The sequence below is a fragment of the Pseudofrankia coriaricola genome, from assembly GCF_032027725.1.
Lineage (GTDB): Bacteria > Actinomycetota > Actinomycetes > Frankiales > Frankiaceae > Pseudofrankia.
In genome coordinates this window covers 1-17,236 of sequence record NZ_JASNFO010000146.1, presented here as the reverse complement: position 1 = coordinate 17,236, position 17,236 = coordinate 1, and the positions used below count along the sequence as shown (strand labels likewise).

22 protein-coding genes and 3 pseudogenes are annotated in these 17,236 nt (G+C 65.0%); 14 read left to right on the top strand and 11 right to left on the bottom strand.

Annotated elements, in window-relative coordinates; translation table 11 throughout:
• The 11 genes and pseudogenes from QOZ89_RS45270 to QOZ89_RS48090 form a co-directional block, all read left to right on the top strand.
• Positions 1-232: pseudogene (locus tag QOZ89_RS45270) on the top strand (recombinase family protein); the annotation flags it as partial.
• A 46-nt stretch (positions 233-278) separates the two neighbouring features.
• A complete protein-coding gene (locus QOZ89_RS45265) occupies positions 279-509 on the top strand; it encodes a hypothetical protein (RefSeq protein ID WP_071049129.1) in 231 nt (76 codons plus the stop codon).
• Between the two features lie 811 nt (positions 510-1,320).
• Positions 1,321-1,572, top strand: a complete 252-nt coding sequence (locus QOZ89_RS48095; RefSeq protein ID WP_083418696.1) for an acyl-CoA dehydrogenase family protein — start codon at positions 1,321-1,323, stop codon at positions 1,570-1,572.
• 101 nt (positions 1,573-1,673) lie between these two features.
• Positions 1,674-2,210, top strand: a complete 537-nt coding sequence (locus tag QOZ89_RS45255; RefSeq protein ID WP_071049127.1) for a cupin domain-containing protein — start codon at positions 1,674-1,676, stop codon at positions 2,208-2,210.
• 46 nt (positions 2,211-2,256) lie between these two features.
• Positions 2,257-3,234: an LLM class flavin-dependent oxidoreductase gene (locus QOZ89_RS45250; protein ID WP_071049126.1), complete on the top strand. Its 978-nt coding sequence runs from the start codon at positions 2,257-2,259 to the stop codon at positions 3,232-3,234.
• 32 nt (positions 3,235-3,266) lie between these two features.
• A complete protein-coding gene (locus QOZ89_RS45245) occupies positions 3,267-4,175 on the top strand; it encodes an alpha/beta fold hydrolase (RefSeq protein ID WP_071049125.1) in 909 nt (302 codons plus the stop codon).
• A 428-nt stretch (positions 4,176-4,603) separates the two neighbouring features.
• The gene (locus QOZ89_RS45240; RefSeq protein WP_312630232.1) at positions 4,604-5,161 is read left to right on the top strand and encodes an enoyl-CoA hydratase-related protein; all 558 of its coding nucleotides are present in this window, start codon (positions 4,604-4,606) and stop codon (positions 5,159-5,161) included.
• A 162-nt stretch (positions 5,162-5,323) separates the two neighbouring features.
• Positions 5,324-6,118 (top strand): enoyl-CoA hydratase-related protein, encoded by a 795-nt coding sequence (locus QOZ89_RS45235; RefSeq protein WP_071049124.1) that lies wholly within the window; start codon positions 5,324-5,326, stop codon positions 6,116-6,118.
• A gap of 428 nt (positions 6,119-6,546) precedes the next feature.
• On the top strand, positions 6,547-6,693 hold the full coding sequence (locus QOZ89_RS45230; protein ID WP_157910506.1) for a hypothetical protein: 147 nt from the start codon (positions 6,547-6,549) through the stop codon (positions 6,691-6,693).
• A 254-nt stretch (positions 6,694-6,947) separates the two neighbouring features.
• Complete coding sequence (locus QOZ89_RS45225) at positions 6,948-8,306, top strand: acyl-CoA dehydrogenase family protein (protein ID WP_083418694.1); 1,359 nt, start codon at positions 6,948-6,950, stop codon at positions 8,304-8,306.
• Positions 8,276-8,434: an SDR family NAD(P)-dependent oxidoreductase gene (locus tag QOZ89_RS48090; RefSeq protein ID WP_116271532.1), complete on the top strand. Its 159-nt coding sequence runs from the start codon at positions 8,276-8,278 to the stop codon at positions 8,432-8,434. Before QOZ89_RS45225 ends, QOZ89_RS48090 begins: the two co-directional genes overlap by 31 nt.
• A 98-nt stretch (positions 8,435-8,532) precedes the next feature.
• Here QOZ89_RS48090 and QOZ89_RS48565 read toward each other — a convergent pair whose 3' ends face one another.
• From QOZ89_RS48565 to QOZ89_RS45210, 3 genes and pseudogenes are all read right to left on the bottom strand, one after another.
• The gene (locus QOZ89_RS48565; RefSeq protein ID WP_312630233.1) at positions 8,533-8,775 is read right to left on the bottom strand and encodes a hypothetical protein; all 243 of its coding nucleotides are present in this window, start codon (positions 8,773-8,775) and stop codon (positions 8,533-8,535) included.
• A 31-nt stretch (positions 8,776-8,806) separates the two neighbouring features.
• A pseudogene (locus tag QOZ89_RS48560) lies at positions 8,807-8,923 on the bottom strand (phosphotransferase family protein); the annotation flags it as partial.
• The gene (locus tag QOZ89_RS45210) at positions 8,920-9,378 is read right to left on the bottom strand and encodes a MaoC/PaaZ C-terminal domain-containing protein (RefSeq protein ID WP_274536534.1); all 459 of its coding nucleotides are present in this window, start codon (positions 9,376-9,378) and stop codon (positions 8,920-8,922) included. The pseudogene QOZ89_RS48560 and the gene QOZ89_RS45210, both read right to left, overlap by 4 nt.
• Here QOZ89_RS45210 and QOZ89_RS48555 point away from each other — a divergent pair.
• On the top strand, positions 9,322-9,450 hold the full coding sequence (locus QOZ89_RS48555; protein ID WP_312630231.1) for a hypothetical protein: 129 nt from the start codon (positions 9,322-9,324) through the stop codon (positions 9,448-9,450). The two genes, QOZ89_RS45210 and QOZ89_RS48555, sit on opposite strands and share 57 nt — an antisense overlap.
• A gap of 74 nt (positions 9,451-9,524) precedes the next feature.
• Here QOZ89_RS48555 and QOZ89_RS45200 read toward each other — a convergent pair whose 3' ends face one another.
• The 8 genes and pseudogenes from QOZ89_RS45200 to QOZ89_RS48075 all read right to left on the bottom strand — a co-directional run.
• A complete protein-coding gene (locus QOZ89_RS45200; RefSeq protein WP_491677136.1) occupies positions 9,525-9,968 on the bottom strand; it encodes an SDR family oxidoreductase in 444 nt (147 codons plus the stop codon).
• A gap of 122 nt (positions 9,969-10,090) precedes the next feature.
• On the bottom strand, positions 10,091-11,266 hold the full coding sequence (locus tag QOZ89_RS45195; protein WP_071049122.1) for a VOC family protein: 1,176 nt from the start codon (positions 11,264-11,266) through the stop codon (positions 10,091-10,093).
• Between the two features lie 212 nt (positions 11,267-11,478).
• Positions 11,479-11,799 (bottom strand): hypothetical protein, encoded by a 321-nt coding sequence (locus QOZ89_RS45190; protein ID WP_131804007.1) that lies wholly within the window; start codon positions 11,797-11,799, stop codon positions 11,479-11,481.
• Positions 11,800-12,120: 321 nt separating this feature from the next.
• Positions 12,121-12,672, bottom strand: coding sequence for a cupin domain-containing protein (locus QOZ89_RS45185; protein WP_312630230.1), 552 nt, complete (start codon positions 12,670-12,672; stop codon positions 12,121-12,123).
• A 236-nt stretch (positions 12,673-12,908) separates the two neighbouring features.
• The gene (locus QOZ89_RS48080) at positions 12,909-13,202 is read right to left on the bottom strand and encodes an ATP-binding cassette domain-containing protein (RefSeq protein WP_157910505.1); all 294 of its coding nucleotides are present in this window, start codon (positions 13,200-13,202) and stop codon (positions 12,909-12,911) included.
• Positions 13,203-13,636: 434 nt separating this feature from the next.
• Positions 13,637-14,071 carry a hypothetical protein gene (locus QOZ89_RS45175; RefSeq protein WP_071049118.1) on the bottom strand — a complete coding sequence of 145 codons (435 nt, stop codon included), beginning with the start codon at positions 14,069-14,071 and terminating at the stop codon, positions 13,637-13,639.
• 18 nt (positions 14,072-14,089) lie between these two features.
• A complete protein-coding gene (locus QOZ89_RS45170; protein WP_071049117.1) occupies positions 14,090-15,157 on the bottom strand; it encodes a Rieske 2Fe-2S domain-containing protein in 1,068 nt (355 codons plus the stop codon).
• A gap of 109 nt (positions 15,158-15,266) precedes the next feature.
• Positions 15,267-15,602, bottom strand: a pseudogene (locus QOZ89_RS48075) (hypothetical protein); the annotation flags it as partial.
• 81 nt (positions 15,603-15,683) lie between these two features.
• On the opposite strand from QOZ89_RS48075, the gene QOZ89_RS45165 reads away from it, so the two are divergent.
• Positions 15,684-15,995: a hypothetical protein gene (locus tag QOZ89_RS45165; RefSeq protein ID WP_312630228.1), complete on the top strand. Its 312-nt coding sequence runs from the start codon at positions 15,684-15,686 to the stop codon at positions 15,993-15,995.
• A 33-nt stretch (positions 15,996-16,028) separates the two neighbouring features.
• The gene (locus QOZ89_RS45160; protein WP_312630223.1) at positions 16,029-17,225 is read left to right on the top strand and encodes an ISAs1 family transposase; all 1,197 of its coding nucleotides are present in this window, start codon (positions 16,029-16,031) and stop codon (positions 17,223-17,225) included.
• The last annotated feature ends 11 nt before the right edge of the window (positions 17,226-17,236 follow it).

Below are 17,236 nucleotides of genomic sequence, written 5' to 3'. Positions count from 1 at the left end.
CGCCGTCGCCCTGAACATGCCAACCGCCACCCTCTACAACTGGATCTACCGAGGATGGATCACTGCCCAGCGCCACCCGGACGGCAGATCCTGGATCATCCTCGCCGACGACGCCGAGATCAGACGGCTCCGCGAACGCCGTGACCGCCCACCCGGCTACTACACCCGAGCCCGCTGGACCCAACCCCACCCGGCACAACCAGACCCGAGCACGAACGGAACCCAGACATGAAAAACGATCACAGCTTCAGGAGCACCAACAGTGGCTCACTGAGACTGTGATCGGCCACCACAAGACCGACCTCGGCGAGGGCCGGCCTGTCCTGCGCTCGAAGACCCCGAAGCTCGTCGAGCAGGAGATCTGGGGCTACCTGCTCACCCACTTCGCGATCAGCGCGCTGATCTGCTCGGCCGCGACCACCGCCGGGATCGACCCGGACCGGGTCAGGTTCAAACGCACCGTCAGGCTCATGCGCAGACGGGTCGGCGACCCGTCCTTTTCCCCCTGAACACCGTGACCGGATCCTGCGCCGGGTCCAGACCGACATCACCCGGCGCCCCAAACTGAACAAGCGACGCCACCGCAGCTACCCCCGCGTCGTCCGGCGCGCCCGCCACAACTCCTACCCGGTCAAGAAACCCGGCCAGCACGGCAGCCGCCACGACGCACCGCCGACCGTCCGACTGGCCAGGAGCATCGAACTTCGACCGGTTCCGACACCCGTCGACCCCGGCAGCCGCGGCGGCCCGGCATCACCACGAGCAGCCTGATCAACTTAGACTACGTGGCATTGGGTCAAGAACCGACGGGACCTCTTCGATCAGGCGGAGATCTTCCGCCAGTACGCGAGACTGTACGTCCACGAGAACCGCTATGGCGGTGGACGCGCCACCGTGAACGAGCACGCCGCCATCACCGATGCCACAGTACACCGTGACGCAGCGCTCGCAGAGAAGCTTGTAGGCGCCCACATCGACAGGAGCGCCAGCGCGACGCTCGACGCGTGGAACAGCCGCAACCACGAGGACCACAGTGCGTAACCGGCGGTTCGCAACACCCCCTCCGGCCGAGGGTCCAGCCAGCCGCTGCCGTTCATAGTCGAGTCCAGCCTTGACAATCGAATCCTGCCGCGCCAGTGTTGGCACGCACGGACAACGGTCAAGGGAGCCCACATGCGCGGCATGGACGACGTGCGTAACGAACTGTCGCCGTCGGCGCGAACCCTCGATGCCACAGATGGCGCTTAGGGGGATAGGCGAGCAGCTGCGAAGCTGGCTGGCCAAGCGTGTCCTGCCTGGAAGCTATAAACCCGTCTGGGCATGGGCGGCGACACCGACCCCCAGTTCTCGCGAGATCTCGCAGCCCAAGGTTCGCTCGGCATGAACCTGCCTGTCGAGTACGGGGGCCGGGGACGGTCTGCCGTCGATCGGCTGATCGTAGTCGAGGAACTCTTGGCAGTCGGTGCCCCGGTCGGACATCACTGGGTCGCCGATCAGCATTCCGTGCCCCACATTGCGGCGCATGGAACCGAGGAGGGGCGAAGTGGAAATGGATACCAACTCGGTTCTTGAGCAGAGGATCTAGACGCCGGCTGGCATCTGGCTTGCCAAGCTCGCCGCTCACCGATCTGGTGAGAGACGGAACCGCGAAACGTAAAGGAGGAGTTCACAGCATGAATGTTCGACGGGTTCTCATCGGTACCAGCCCAGGCGGCGAAAGCGTCGTGATCAGCGATGAAGTGGCGCCACGAAGCCACGACTTCGTCCACACGCCTGGTTCCGGCTATGCCATCGTCTGGGACTCGCCCGCCGAACTGCAGTTGCCATTCGACGGCGTCGACCGATCCCTCGAAGTCGACACCTTCTTCCCTCTGCCGGGGGAAACACGATTCCTGGCCATGACCATCCCGCCGGACGCGCTATCCAGCAGCGCCGACTTTGATGCCGCCGCAGCCGCGGCGGAAGCCGCGCAATACACGCCCGGGGCAGCGGCGATCTTCGAGGCCGACAACCCCGGCATGCATGCGACCCCAACGATCGACTATAGCATCGTGTTCGATGGAGAGGTCTGGCTCGCGCTCCCCAGCGGAGAAGAAGTCCACCTGACCCGAGGCGATGTCGTGGTGCTCCAGGGCGCGCGCCACGCGTGGCGAAACAAGTCCGACCGCCCGGCGACCATGTATGGGGTCATGATCGGCGCCCACAAATAGGAACCGCGCAAACTGAAGCGATGTGCTAGACGCCTGGAGATGAGACATGGAGTTTCACGTACAGATCGCGGGATCTCTCACTGCACCGGAGGAGATCCGCATCGCGGAGTCGCTTGGCTACACGGGGGCGTGGCTGGGGTGTTCACCGGCACTTGCCGGCGACGCATTCACGTTCCTCGGCCTGGCAGCGGCCCGGACCGAGCGGATCAGCCTTGGTCTGGGTGTGATAGTGCCGCACCTGCGTCACATCGCTGACGCGGCAACTGCCTTATTGACCCTCGACGCGCTAGCACCGGGCCGCGTCATTGCCGGCGTCGGGTCGGGGTTCACGAGCACCGCTCTGCTCAACCGCAGACCGGTCCGCTGGGCCCAAGTCGAAGCGTACGTAGCCGGCCTACGCGAGTTGATCGCTGGCCGCGAGATCGACTGGGACGGCACACGCTTCGGCCTGCTCCACAACGGCTCACTCGGCATCAAGACGCCCGGGGATGTGCCGATCTGGGTTGCCGCGCACGGACCAAAGGGCCTCGAAATCGCGGACCGGGTCGCAGATGGAGTGATCACCAGTCCGGTGCATGGCTCCCGCATCACCTTCACCAAAGGTCCCTCGGCGGTGGCGTTCTACGGAACCGTCCTCGAGGAGCGTGAAACCCTCGATTCCCCGCGAGTGTTGGACGCGGCTGGCCCCGGAGCGGCGCTCGCCTTGCATCTCGGCGCCGAGGGTCTCGGCCCTTTAACTGGAAGCGAGGAGGAAATCGGCTTTTCAAAGAAGCTGGCCGATTTCCCGCAGGAGCGCCGGATGGTGGAGATGCACCGACGCCACACCATCGGCCTGAGCGATCTGGACCGCCCGTTCGTCACGCCGAACGCCATCCGCAAGGGGACGATGACCGGCACCCGCGAGGAGATGCGCGAGACGCTCAAGCATTTCGAGGCGACCGGCGCGACGACCTTGATCTACGGCCCCTTCGGATCTAACGTTACCCGCGAACTCGAAGCTTTCGCCGACGTGGCTGGCCTCTGACTATTCCGTATCACCTGAAGAATGGCAGGCACATGAGCGCGTCACAACAAACTGACTCCACCATCGAGGAAAGTCAGGCCGTGGCCTACCGCAGCGTCTGGACCTTCATTCACCGCACGCCCCACCAGCTGGGATTCGTCACCGTCGGAGGCTACAGAACCCGATACCTCGAAGCCGGTGAACGTGACCGTCCCGCAGTCATTCTGTTGCATGGCGTGGCGGGCAGCCTGGAAAACTTCACCGCGAACATCGCGGCATACGCCGAGCACTTTCATGTCGTTGCCATCGATATGCTCGGCTGCGGATGGACCGACAAACCGGATCGGCAACTCACGGCCTACGACTGGAGCGCGCATGTCCGTGCGGTCATGGACGAGCTCGGCATCGAGCGAGCGTCTCTCGTAGGCGTCTCTCTGGGCAGCTGGATCTCGGCTCGCGTCGCTCAGGACGCACCCGATCGCGTCGACCGGATCGTGATGATCTCGCCAGCCGGCATCATTCTCGATCTTCAGGAGTTCCGGGACCGGCTTGCCCTGACGCGAAGCAGCAGAGCCAAGGCGAGCACGGACGTCACCTGGGCGGGTATCCGAACCGTTTTCGAGCAGCTGATCCTTGACGATGCGAACGTTATCGACGACGTGGTCGCAGTCCGTTTCGGTGTCTACAGTGACCCGGCCATGCAACGTGCGATGCAGTTCGTGATTCCGGATACCGAAGAAGGCATCTTGACCGATGACGACTGGCGTGCGTTCCCGCATCCGGTGCTCGTCATCGCCGCAACCGACGTTTCGAACATCTACCTCCGCAATGCCTACCGCATCGGAGAACTCGCTCCAAAAGCCGAAGTGTTGGAGATGACCGGCTGCGACCACTGGGCGCAGTTCGAACGAGCAGACGAGTTCAACGCCAAGTCGATCGAGTTCCTGGGCGGGGGGTCCTGATAAGCGCTGTGCGGCAGATCCGAGCGGGAGGACGATGACGGAGTATGACGTCGGTGGCGTGCTCCGCGCCGCATTGATTACGCCTTCCACCTTGAAACAGTAAGCCGCTACACCCAAGGGATCGCCGACGTCCCCCTTTCGACCTGGGCGGCATCGGAGAGTCCGGCACTTCTGTCGTGCGTTTGGTGACCACGGTGCGACCTTCCAGAGTTCAGGCGCCGCCAGCCTAGATCGGCGCGAGGTGCCGCGGAGTAGCGCACCGTGTGAACGGACCACGATTGGGGGCCGCGATCGGCGGTCGAGCAACGCATCCGAGGAGCTGACGTGTCCGAACATGCTGTGACATCGCACGTTGTCGGTCAGGTCCTGGTCGGTGAGAACATTGGCCGCAGGCGCGCCACGCCGTCAACCGGGAGGTCCGCGAGGGGATCGCCGCAGCGCTGGACCGTTTAGACACCGGGCCCGAGTTCGCGACCGCCGTGCTGACCGGCGCTGGCGGAACCTTCTGCGCGGGGATGGATCTGAAGGCGTTTCCCACAGAAGGAATGCCCGCGGGCGGGGACCGTGGCTTCGGCGGTATCACCGCTCGCCCGCCCGACAAGCCGTTGATAGCCGCCGTAGAGGGCTATGCCTTGGCCGGCGGGTCCGAGATTGCTCTCGCGGCGGACCTGATCGTCGCAGCGCAGGATGCGCGGTTCGGTCTGCCCGAGGTCAAGCGAGGCCTCTTTGCGGCCGCCGGTGGACTGGTGCGACTCGGTCTAAGCCTGCCCTACCAGGCTGCTCTGCGCATCGCGCTTACCGGTGAACAGATCGAGGCTCAAGAGCTGTTCCAGCATGGGCTGATAGCGCAGCTAACACCGCCAGGGGGTAGCACTCGACGCCGCCGTCGGGCTGGCCGCCGCACTCAGACACAAGCCCCGCTGGCCGTCGCTGCGTCGAAACGGTTGATCCGCGCGACGGCCAGATGGTCGACGCCGACCTGTTAGCTCTGCGGGGCGAGACCGCGGCGGCAATCTTTGCCTCCCCGGATGCCGCGGAAGGGGCACGGGCTTTCACCGAGAAACGCCCACCAATCTGGCAAGGGCGCTGAACGGTCCCTGGATGACCGCGTGCTGTCGACATCAGGGACCCAACGGAAGGACACAGGCGTGAGCGAGCTCCTCATCGAACGGTCGGGGGCGGTGGTCGTACTGACACTCAACCGACCCGAATCGCTCAACGCTTTGACGCCGGGCATGGAGCGTGCGTACTTCGACGCACTCGCCAACGCAGATGCGGATCCGGATGTCCGGGTCATCGTGGTAACCGGTGCAGGGCGGGGGTTTTGTGCCGGCGCCGACCTGTCCGGTTCGGCGACCGACTTGGCGACCGGTGGAGCCCCTCTGCCCCGGCGCGACCCGGGCTGCTTCCCCCCGACGATGGCGAAGCCGGTGATCGCCGCGGTGAACGGTCCCTGCGCGGGAGTCGGGCTAGCGATCGCGTTGCACGCCGACGTTCGTTTCCTCGCCGAGGAAGCCAAACTGACGACAGCATTCGTGCGTCGCGGCCTTATAGCTGAGCACGGCGTCGCCTGGGCGCTTCCGCGGCTGGTCGGCCGGGGTCGCGCGCTCGATCTTCTCCTCAGCGGCCGGATTTTCACCGGACGTGAGGCGTTCAGCTATGGCCTAGCCGAATTCTGCCTCCCGGCCGACCGAGTCTGCGGCGAGGCGCTCGCATATGCCCGGGACATCAGCCAGAACTGTTCACCGCGCGCCATCGCGGCCGTGAAGCGGCAGCTGGCCGAGGCTGACCTCTTGCCACCCTTCCCAGCGCTGACCACAGCCGACGCGGACACGCACCTTTCGTTCACCTGGCCAGACCTGATCGAAGGCATCGAGTCCTGGCAACAGCGACGCCGACCTGCCTTTCGAGGCTTCCCGCCGACGCCAAGTGAGCAGCGGTGAAGAGGATCATCTTCGACGTCGGTCACGAGGCGTTCCATACGTCTGTGGGCCTGTGGCTAGCGGCCGAGGTTGAGCCGGAAGAAACTCGCGACGTAGTTGATGCCTCCATCTGCGACGCAACGCAGGCTTCCGCTGGTGAGACAGGCGAGCGGTCACACATGCGTTGTCAATGTAAACCTCGCAGTTCGCTCCCTTTGCTCGCTGGTCCGTTGGTCGCACTGTACGCGCGGGCCTGGCTGACACCGGCGCGGCGATCCTCGACCGAGAAGTCAGAGCCTGGCGGCCTCCGAGTTGCCTCGGACTTCGGAAAGGGCTCAGGGGTGATGCTCAAACGGAGGTTGCCCCGGTTCAGTACGACTTGAGGTAGGTCTTGTGTCCCCAGTTGTGTGACCGAGACGCGCCGCACGGGTCTAATAGAAGGAGCACCAATGAAGGCTGCGATCTATCTGCATCCCGGCACGGCCGAAGTGCTTCGCGCGGAGTTCAGCGTGCGTCCTGCAAATTCGGGGCCGGGGCTGCGCAGGCTCATCAAACAGCGGCTGCTCGACGAAGCCCCGGAAACAGGCGGAGCCTGACTCGACGGACGTTGCATCGTTGTGTCAGCGCTGGTCTCTATATTACAGTTCAGGATCGGCTAGGCGCCGCCGCCCTGCGCCTTGTCTGACATGGGGACCGGAAAAGCGGATGAGCGTCGCGGGGTTATCGGTGGCTCGACCAGTCTCCGCAACATGGTTGGACCGGTCCATGATTCGTGAGGTCCTTGGTCGTTGTTGACTGGAGAGACGGAACCTGTTCTTGTCGTCGCCGATCAGACAAGGAGAATGGCTCAATGGATTTCGCTCACTCGCCGGAGGTCCTGGCGTTGCGAGAGCGCCTTGAGGACTTCATGGCTGAGTACATCTATCCGAACGAGGCCAAGTACTTTGAGCAGGCCGAGGTTGCCGGTCCGTACGGGCATGCGGAGGTCATCGACGAGCTCAAGCCGAAGGCGCGTGCCGCGGGGCTGTGGAATCTTTTCCTTCCCCCGGGTCACGGCGGCGCGGATCTGAGAAACATCGAGTACGCGCCGTTGTGTGAGGTGATGGGCCGTTCGCTGATGGCCTCGGAGGTGTTCAACTGTTCGGCGCCCGATACCGGCAATATGGAGGTGCTCGCTCGTTACGGTACAGCAGCGCAGAAGGAACGTTGGTTGACACCATTGCTGACCGGTGAGATCCGTTCAGCGTTTGCAATGACCGAGCCCGAGGTTGCCTCCAGTGATGCCACCAATATCGAGAGCTCGGTCATCGCCGACGGCGACGACTACCTGATCAATGGACGCAAGTGGTTCACGACCGGAGCGACCGATCCCCGCTGCCATATCATGATCTTTATGGGGAAGTCGAACCCGGACTCGCCCGATCTTCATCGGCAGCAGTCAATGATGCTCGTTCCGACTGACACGCCCGGTGTGCGGGTGATCCGGCCGCTGCCGATCTTCGGCTACTGGGGTGTGCTCGACAAAGCCTCCGAGGTCATCCTCGAGGACGTACGTGTACCGGCGAGCAATCTGCTCCTCGGCGAGGGGCGTGGGTTTGAGATCGCCCAAGGCCGGTTGGGACCGGGGCGCATCCACCACTGCATGCGGCTAATCGGCCTGGCTGAACGCGTGCTGGAACGGGTGTGTCGCCGCACCGAGTCACGTTCGCCGTTCGGGAAACCACTAGCCAAGCAGACAGTCACTCTTGAACGCGTCGCCGAATCACGCATGCTCATCGAGCAAGCTCGCCTGCTCACGTTCAAGGCCGCCTGGGCCATGGACACCAGCGGCAATAAGGCCGCCCGCGCCGAGATCGCAATGATCAAGGTCGTTGCGCCTACCATGGCATGCCGGGTCATCGATTGGGCCATCCAAGCATTCGGAGGCGCAGGCGTTACCAACGACTTCGGCTTGGCCGCCGCGTATACGACGGCACGCTACCTACGCCTGGCCGATGGCCCGGACGAAGTCCACCGCAACCAGGTCGCCCGTCTCGAGCTCCGTCGACACCGCGACACCGACCCTGCCAGAACCGGCGGCACCGCCGACGTTCTGAGCCGCGAAGCGGCTGAGCAAGGCGGTGCGGCAACGCGCAGCCGCTATCTTGCCGCCGCCGTGCCTGCAGGGCACAACTTCAAATGCGGCTGGCTGGAAAGGTCGTTGCCGTGACCGGCGGCGGGTCGGGGATAGGCGCAGCAATGTGCGCGAAGCTCGCCCGTGAGGGCGCACCGGCGGTGGCCGTGTACCGCGTCTTGTGCCAGGTCACGGCTGTCCCGCGACGCGCTGGATGTCCATGACGGCATCGTTGATGGTGGGCACGGCCGAGTATCGAGTATGAGGAAGGCCCCGCCGGGGTGCCGGCGGGGCCTTGATGCTCAGGTTGTCGTGGTGGTGCTCATTCTGTCGTGACCTCGGTCACGGCGCTGCGGGCGGCGGCGTGGCCGACGATGGTCTTGTTCTTGGCGTCGGTGGCGATGAGGGCCTGGACGGCGAGGTTGTTGACCGCGCGTGGCTGAGTCTCCCCTCGCACCGTGGAGAACATCGGTCCGAGGGCCGCGAGCTGCTCTGCGAGCCGGTACGCCGTGCCGTCGATCCGCTCCATCACGTAGAACGGGCGCCCCGATGACGTCCGCGCCATCGCACAGTGCATATGTTGCGGGCACCGGCACGCCGGTGCTGCGCAGCGCGGTAATAACGCGGTGCTCGCGGGCCATATCGTGCGCGCTCGCGAGTACGTGCCCGAGCGGCGGCCGGCGCACCACCCAGCTGCGAACGCCGTCGCTCACCTCGTAGGTGAGGTTGGAGCGCCCGCCGGCAAGCAACCGAGCCCGCAACGCCCCGGTCGCCTCTCCCGGGCAGGCGCGGTCGAACCGCGCGGCGAACCGCGCCAGATCGAGTCCGGGTAGTTGCTCCATCTCACGGCACCAGCAGCGAGAGGCACTCGACGACGCATGCGGGCTTGGGCAAGCCTCTCTATCTCGATGGTCGCCCGCCCCGTCGCCTGCGAGCCGTTTCGGTCGGCACGAGAGACGCCAGTTCCACGCCGGCGCGCACCCCGCGATCCGGAAGGGACCGGCGCCGGAAGGCGCACTTTGTTCAGCCCATAGTTCACTCCCATGGACACGCCCTCGACCCGATAGACCTGCTCCACCAGCGGCGCCACCAGCGAGAGGGTGAGGAAGCCATGCGCGATGGTGGTGCCGAATGGCCCGGCCGCGGCGCGTTCCGGGTCGACGTGGATCCATTGACGGTCGCCGTGGCGTCGGCGAACAAGTCGATCTGTTCTTGCGTGACGGTGTGCCAGTCGCTGTAGCCGAGATGGGTGCCGACCGCCTTCTCTAGCTCCGTGATACCCAGAAACACCGGCATGATCTCGCCCTCCGTCATTCAGCCCCGCAGCCCGCCGGCCACGTACAGCACCTGACCGGATACGAAGCCGGCACCCTCGCTGGCGAAGAACGAAACCGCGTGAGCGATGTCGTCGGGCGTGCCGGTGCGCCCCACCGGGATCTCCGCCGCCGCGGCCTTCGCAAACTCCGCGAAGGGGATGCCGATCCGGGCCGCGGCCGCCGCGGTCATGTCGGTCTCGATAAAGCCAGGCGCGATCGCGTTCACGGTCACCCCGAACTTGCCCAGCCCACCCGCAGCGCCGGTTTTCGGGACGGTCCACGGACCCGCCCGAGCCGCACACCGCCGGTCCAGTTCGGGAGCACCACCCTCCTCATGCGACGGAAGAACGCGCCGTCGGGCGCCGCGCGTGACAACCACTGCTGACAGCCGCTCCTTCGGCCTCGCCGAGAAGGACGGGGATTCGATGCCGTCCCGCCGCATCCAGGACGCGACCAAGTGCCTCATCAGCATCGGCCGCCCCCTTGGTCGAACAGGACCGCCCCGGGCGGGAGTCACGGCGAGAGGACGGGCGGCGGCGTGATGGCTGTTGGGAGTCGCCTTCGCTAACCGAGCGGTCCTTGAAAGGTCCGATTGGGCGATGTTGCCGTCGGCGGGTCGAGCTGCTCGGGCCACACGTCAGGGACGACCCGACGTTCGCGGGGCGACAGTGGGCGCCCGGACGAACCGACCTGCTCCAGCTCGTAGTACAGCTGCACGCAGTGCCCTTCGGGATCCACGACGTGGATGGCGAAGTCGATCCCGGCATGTATTTCGGGCGGTAGTTCGAGGACCGAGTACCCTTGTTCAGCCAGGAACCGCCGCGCGTCGCGAAGCTGGCGGTAGGAACCAACCTGCATGCCGTAGGTCGCCAGGGTGGATCGATCGCTAAGTCCGAGCTTGGCCCGCAGCGATATCGGCATCAACGTGATCGTGTGATGTTCGGTGCCGGACCGGAGGTGAACGAGACGTTCGCCGAGGCAGGTCCCCTCTTCCGTGACTGCCATGCCTAGTCGGTCGAGGTAGAAGCTTATCGACGCGTCGAGGTCCTGGACGAACAAACCGATCGGACCTGAGTTGATAACTTTGAACGGACGCGGTAGCAGCACGCCACCCACGTCGTAGGTCGCCTCACCGACGTCATTCCAGACATGCCCATCAGCGATGCTCAAACCCAAGTTGATCACATCCTGGATCTCGTCCCGTTCCGCCGGCCGCGGCAACTTCGGAGGCTCAGTGGCCCGGTAGCGACGGAAACCCGACGGCTTACTGCGCCCGTCCCACCCGATTTGTTCCATCCCATAGAACAACTCGACCGGGTGACCATCAGGGTCGGCGACATAGACGGCCCAGTTGCTGCCCGGAATATCTCTACCGATTGCCCGGATCGACAAACCGTCAGCGACGAACATCTCGTGGGCCTCAACCACCTCTTGCAGGGTCGAAACCTGGAAACTGATCTGGTTGAGCGTCAGGCCGGGCGCATTGAATCCGCGTGCCTTCGCGGCCGCGGTGTCGGCGAGAACCATCGCATGGTGGTCGGAGTTGTAGGTAAGGAACGTTCCCAAGGGTGACGGGCTGCCACCTGGTTCATACAAGTGGTCGGTTACGCGAAATCCGAGTACCTCACGATAAAAGCGTTCCGTCAGCGCGAGGTCGTCGACAGATATTCCAATGTGGCCAAGGCGCCCTAGCCTGAACGGCCGCGCACACAGCACACCACCGACGTCATAAACCGTCATCGCCGTACCTCATCCAATCGGAGCTTCAGGCGGTCCCGTTCGCCGTGTTCCCGCCGAGGAGTTCGATCGTGGCATGGTCAAGTTTCGGGCCGTCAGTCTCGCGCACGAGATGACTAAACCACAAGCTCACAACCTTTGTCCAGCTACTTTAGCTCTCCTTAGTAACGATCAGGACCCCAATTTTCTGCCTTTCTCAAAGTGATGCGGGATGGTCAGAGCCTTGCCACATCGGCGAAAGCCTCGAGCTCGCGGGCAATGTTCTCGCCAAATACGCCGTAGATCAAGGTCGTTGCACCGGAGGCTTCGAAATGCTTGAGCGTCGCGCGTATCTCCTCGCGGGTACCGGTCATCGTCCCCTTGCGGATGGTGTTGGGCGTGATGAACGGACGGTCGAGGTCGCTCAGACCGATAGCGTGCCGTCGGTGCATCTCCGCCATCCGTCGCTCAGGCGGAAATTCCGCCAGCTTCTTGGAGAAGCCGATCGCCTCCTTGCTTCCGGCTAAGGGGCCGAGACCTTCGGCACCGAGATGCAAGGCGAGCGCTGCTCCCGGACACGGCCGGGTGCAAGCGCATCCAAGGTCAATAACGCAGTTGCCGCGTCAGCGATGTAACGCAGGTGCGGGACCATCACACCCAGACCAAGACTGATGCGCTCCGTCTTTGGACGCTGCCAGACCAAGGAAGGTGAACGCATCGCCGCCAAGCGCCGGTGAGCACCCGAGCCACGCCCCCGTGTACCCGATTGATTCCGCGATCCGGATCTTCTCAGGGGCGATGATGGACGGCGCGATCTGCACGTGAAAGTCCATAGTTCGTCTCCAAGCCTCAAGCTCATCGCTTCACTTCGCGTCGTACTATTTATTTGCGCCGACCATGACCCCATACATCGTCGCGGGGCTGTCAGTCTTGTTCCGCCACGCGTGGCGCGCATCCTGAAGCACCACGACATCGCCCCGGGTCAAATGCGCTTCGCCTCCGCCGGGAAGCTCGAGCCAGACCTCACCGTCAAAAACGATGCTGTAGTCAACCGTCGGGGTCTCATGCATGTCGGGATTGTCGACCTCAAAGATCTCCCCCGCGAAGATCTCCCCCGCGCCAGGCGTGTATTCTATCGCCTCCGCCGCGGCCGCCGCGGCATCAAATTCGGCGCTGGTGAACAGCGAGTCCGGCGGGATCGACATGGCCAGGAAGCGCGTCTCGCCAGGCATGGGGAAGAAAATGTCGGTCGCAAGCGACCGATCGATGCCATCGAATGGCAACCGTAGGTCGGCGGGCGAATCCCACATGATGGCGTAGCCGTAACCAGGGGTGTGCACGAAGTCGTGGCTCCTAGGTGCTGATTCATCACTGACCACGACACTCTCGCCCGCTGGGCCGGTACCGATGACGACACGTCGTACATTCACGCCGACAACTCTCCTGTGCGCTGGCAGTTTCATCTGCGAGAGGCTTCCGCCCACGAACAAAGCTTTGCATTACACCAACCTCCGGTATCCCGGTTTCGAGAACCCACCCAGAGGCCCAGGAATTGCGGCGGCTTTCGACGCGAGCCCACACCCGCTGGGTACCGGCAAAGGCCAAGCCTCCGGAGCGGATCACGACTCGCCGCCACCTCCAGCAAATCAACTCCGCATGCTAGTGATCAACGGTGCCGTCGTCGCCCTCTGGATCTCCAGCCCGTCAATGTGGGAGTAAAGCTCGATCTCGTCGGGATCATAGGAGATCCTGATGCACGAACCGCAGATGGGCCCGTTGTTCCGCGTGCCAGACCGATGCTCGACACGCCGCGGCCATCCGCGGTCGCGATGTACCCATCCCTGTCGACAGGCACCACCCCGGCGAACAGCTGGATGAGCATCGACTTCCCTGAGCCGTTCCCGCCGACCAAGGCATGAACTTCCCCGCGATACGCGACGAGACTGGCTTTGGAGAGCACCCCCGTCCGACCGTAGGTCTTCGGAAATATTCGAACACAGCTGCCATAGCACGATCCGGCACCTCACTTGGCCCGACCTTAGAAGCGACTTCACACCTCAAATCTTGAGAGTTCCTTGGCCCAGTCGTCGGCCTGGGTCGCCGAGACGACCGCATCTGTTGACCCGATGTCGGCGCTGACACGACGGTAGAGGACTCGTCCCCTGCTGAGCCTGGCCGCTACTACCCGCCGCCGCCACGAAGTTGACTGCAGCGATCACGCCTACCGTCACCAAGCCCTTGTTCCACCGCATAACGAACTCCCTTGAAAGAAGCCTGGGCAGCCCCCGGAGTGTCCTAGACAACGGTGGCTCGATCAGATTCGATTGTCAATAGACGATTCGAGTTCACAGGCAAGAGTTCTGATCCAACATCCGAGGCGCCTGCCTGGCCGCTTCAGCGGCACTGCAGCCCCACCGTCATGGGGTGCCAGGCTTGCCGTAGGGCCGTGCGCGGCAGGATGCGGGAGCGGCGGGCCGCGTCGCTGTGCTTCTCGCTGACCGCCCCGTGGAGGGTGTCGCGCCGCCGGACGGGTCGATCGATGCCGGTGGTGATCGCCTCCAGGTCGGCGCCGGTCTCGGCCGAGCGGGCCGTCCGGCTGATCGTTTCCTCTACGAGGATGCCGCCGAGGTCGTTCACGCCGCCGGTGAGCAGTGCGCGGCAGCCGTCCACGCCGAGCCTCACCCACGAGCACTGGATATCCTGACCTTGCCGTGCGGTGTGACGCGGGTCATCGCGGGCACGACTCGGTTCTCCCGCGGGTCGGCTCGGGCCGCGCGCGACGGCGGCCAGATAGATCGGCGCGTTGGTGTGGATGAACGGCAGCCCCACGAACTCGCTGAAGCCGCTTCAGGACGCGCCTTGTTCCTCGGCTTCGTCCAGTAGGCGCTGTTTGATCAGTCGGCGCAGCCGCAGTCCAGACTTGTCGGAGCGCACGCTGAGCTCGTGCAGTTCCCCGGGGTGGGTAAGCGCCACTTCCTCCACCGCTTCGAGCGCATCCTTGTCCTGACCGAACGTGGTGATCGCTATCTGTTGGATCTTAGCGTTGAGCTCACTGTCGCCCACCTGCCAGTCACGCGCTGCCGCGAAGAAGTAGTGGGTCGTCCTCTCCGTCGCAGGAGTAAACGCGTGCAGGATCGCCCCGTGGTACTCGTGCCCGTCGCCAGCCGGACTGCGCAACGTCGTCGTCGCGATGTGCAGGGCTGGCGTTGGAACCCTGCTCTCGTTACGCCGGTCGACGAGTGAACCGGGTTTAACCCCCAGCACGGCGGTGCTCGGCGGTGCCGCCGCCGCCGGCAGATCGCGAAGCTCATACAACACGCCGTCCTCGACCCTGATGATCGGCCGCACTTTGGTCCACTCGTCGGTACCGACGGTACCGGGATGCAGATAGGAGAAGTGACTGAGATCGAGGACGTTCTCATGGCCTCGCAAGTAGTTGGCCGCGAGTGGCATGTAGCCGTCGACCCGATCCCAATCCGGATCCATCAACCATGGATAGGCAGGGATCTCGGCAGGGTCAGCCTCTTCCCGATCGCCCGTCCAAACCCAGATCCACGGCCCCCGCTCGACGACTGCGTAGGTACGCACCGCCGCACCTGCGGCGGCCTCCGGCTGCGATGGCACGTCGGCGCACGACCCGTCGGGACTGAACAGCATCCCGTGGTATCCGCACCTGATCTGGTCGCCCTCCCGGCAGCCTTTCGACAACGGAAGCCAGCGGTGCGGACACATGTCGGCAAGGGCGACCGCGGTTCCTTGTCTGGTCCGGTAGAAGACCATCGGCAGATCGGCGATCCGGCGGGCTAAGAGTTCATCGCCCACCTCCGACGAACGCGCTGCCACCCACCACATACGGCGCGGAAACGTAGGCGCGCTGCCGAGGGGCAGAGTTTCCGGGCGAGCATCCACGCCCATGGCGGCTCCTCCGTTCACAGTTCCGGACTCGGCTGGTGACGGCCGACACACTCCCTGAAGATTATCGTGCCTACCCAGGAAAGTCGAGTCATGGATCGACTCGTCCGCCTCATTTGGCTGCGAGTGGGGTGGTCGGCGCTCGATCATCGTGCCTGGGCGGACCTTCAGCTTGCCGCTTAGCCTCTGCTCTGCGCACGGCCGGGATAGGTGCTGGTGGCCCAACAACGAAGAGGTTAAGATCACGATCAGGACGTGGCTGGTCCTCGGGTTTCGTCCGCAAGGCGCTGCTTAAAATTCGGCGCAGCCGCAGGCCGGACCTGCCGGAATACACGCTGAACTCGCCCAACGGGCCCGGATGAGTGAGCGCCACCTGCTCGATCGCCTCCAGCGCATCCTTGTCCTGATTGAACGTAAAAAGCGCCATCTGCCAGAACCGCTCGTCGAGCTCGCTGTCGTCCGCTTAGGGTTTGCAGAAAAATAGGCCGTAGCTTCCCAGGATCGCCCGTCTTGGTATGGTATGGCCTAGATGGAGGACGTTCGGCGGGTGCTCGCGGCGAAGTTCGAGGCGGTGTTCCCCAGGGCTGCGACAAAGTCGTGGGCGGCGTGTCGGCTGGCGTCGTGGGCCTGTAGCGGCTACGGCTGCCGGGTGTACCGGCCCGCGACGGCCGCCGTGTGTCTGATCAGCTTCTGCCTGGTCGGCCGCGGGATCGTCGGGTTGGGCTGTTATCTGGTCTTCTGCGACTCCGCGCGGCGGGAGAGCGGGGGCGCTGCCGTCGGGCCGGCCCCGAGAACGGGCGGACGCGGCGCCCACGGGATGATCGAGGTTCCTACGCCATGATCGTCCGAGAGTGGGGCCGCGTCCGTGCCTTCAGTGTCGCCTACCCGTGTTCCCGCCGGTCAGCGGGCCCGGCTGGCGGCCAGAGCGGTCGGGCAGGCCGGTGGGCTGCTCGGCGCACTCGGCGTGGTGCCCGACCGGCGGAAGGCGCGGGGGCGCCGCTACGGGCTGGCGTCGGTGCTGGCGCTGTGGTTCACCGGGGTTCTGGCTGGTCAGCAGACCTTCACCGCGGTCTGGGAATGGGCGGTCGAGTTGCCGGCGGAGCTGCTCGCCGGGTTCGGGCTCAGCCGCGGGGTCCCGTCCGAACGCACGATCCGGCGCCTGGTCGAGGGCTGTGACCCGGCCGGGCTCGACGCGGCGCTCTCGGGCTGGATCGCCCGGGCCGTGGCAGTGGCGGACCCGCCGTCGGGGCCGCGGGGGCTGGCCTTCGACGGCAAGACGCTCAAGGGCGCCCGGTCGTTCACCCAGGCCGGGGCGATGATCCAGGAGGCGGTGGTCGAGGCGGTCTGGCACGACACCGGCGTCGCCGCCGGCCACCAGCGGGTCGTCGGCGGCGACGAGATCGCCGCGGTCGAGGCGCTGGCCGGCCGGCTCGACCTGACCGACGTCCTGGTCACGGCGGACTCGCTCCACTCCCACGAACGCCTCGCCCGGAAGATCCGGGCCAGGGGCGGCCACTGGCTTCTAGTGATCAAGCTGAACCAGCCCACCGTCCACGCCAACCTCACCAGGCTGCCCTGGGGGCAGGCACCGGACCTGGTCACGACGGTCGAGAAGGCCCACGGCCGGATCGAGGCCCGCTCGCTGAAGGCACTGACCGTCACCACACCGAAACTCGTCGGCTTCTGGGGCACGAAACAGGTCGTCGAGCTGCGCCGGCGCACCCGGCGCAAGAAGACCGTCACCTCGAAACCGGCCCTGTCCGAGGAGGTGTTCTACCTGGTCACCAGCCTGCCCGCCGAACAGGCCCACCCACGGGACCTCGCGGCACGGGCACGCGGGCACTGGACGGTCGAAGCGGTCCACCACGTCCGCGACCGCGTCCTCGACGAGGACCGCCACACCGTCCGCACCGGCAACGCGCCCCTGGCCTGGGCGATCGCCCGCGACACCGCCATCAGCGCGCTACGCCTCACCGGACACAGAAGCATCGCCAAAGCCCTGCGAGCCACCGCCCGCCAGCCCGAACGCGTCCTCCAGATCATCGGCCTGATCAGCGAAAAGGGACTTTGACGGCACCCTGG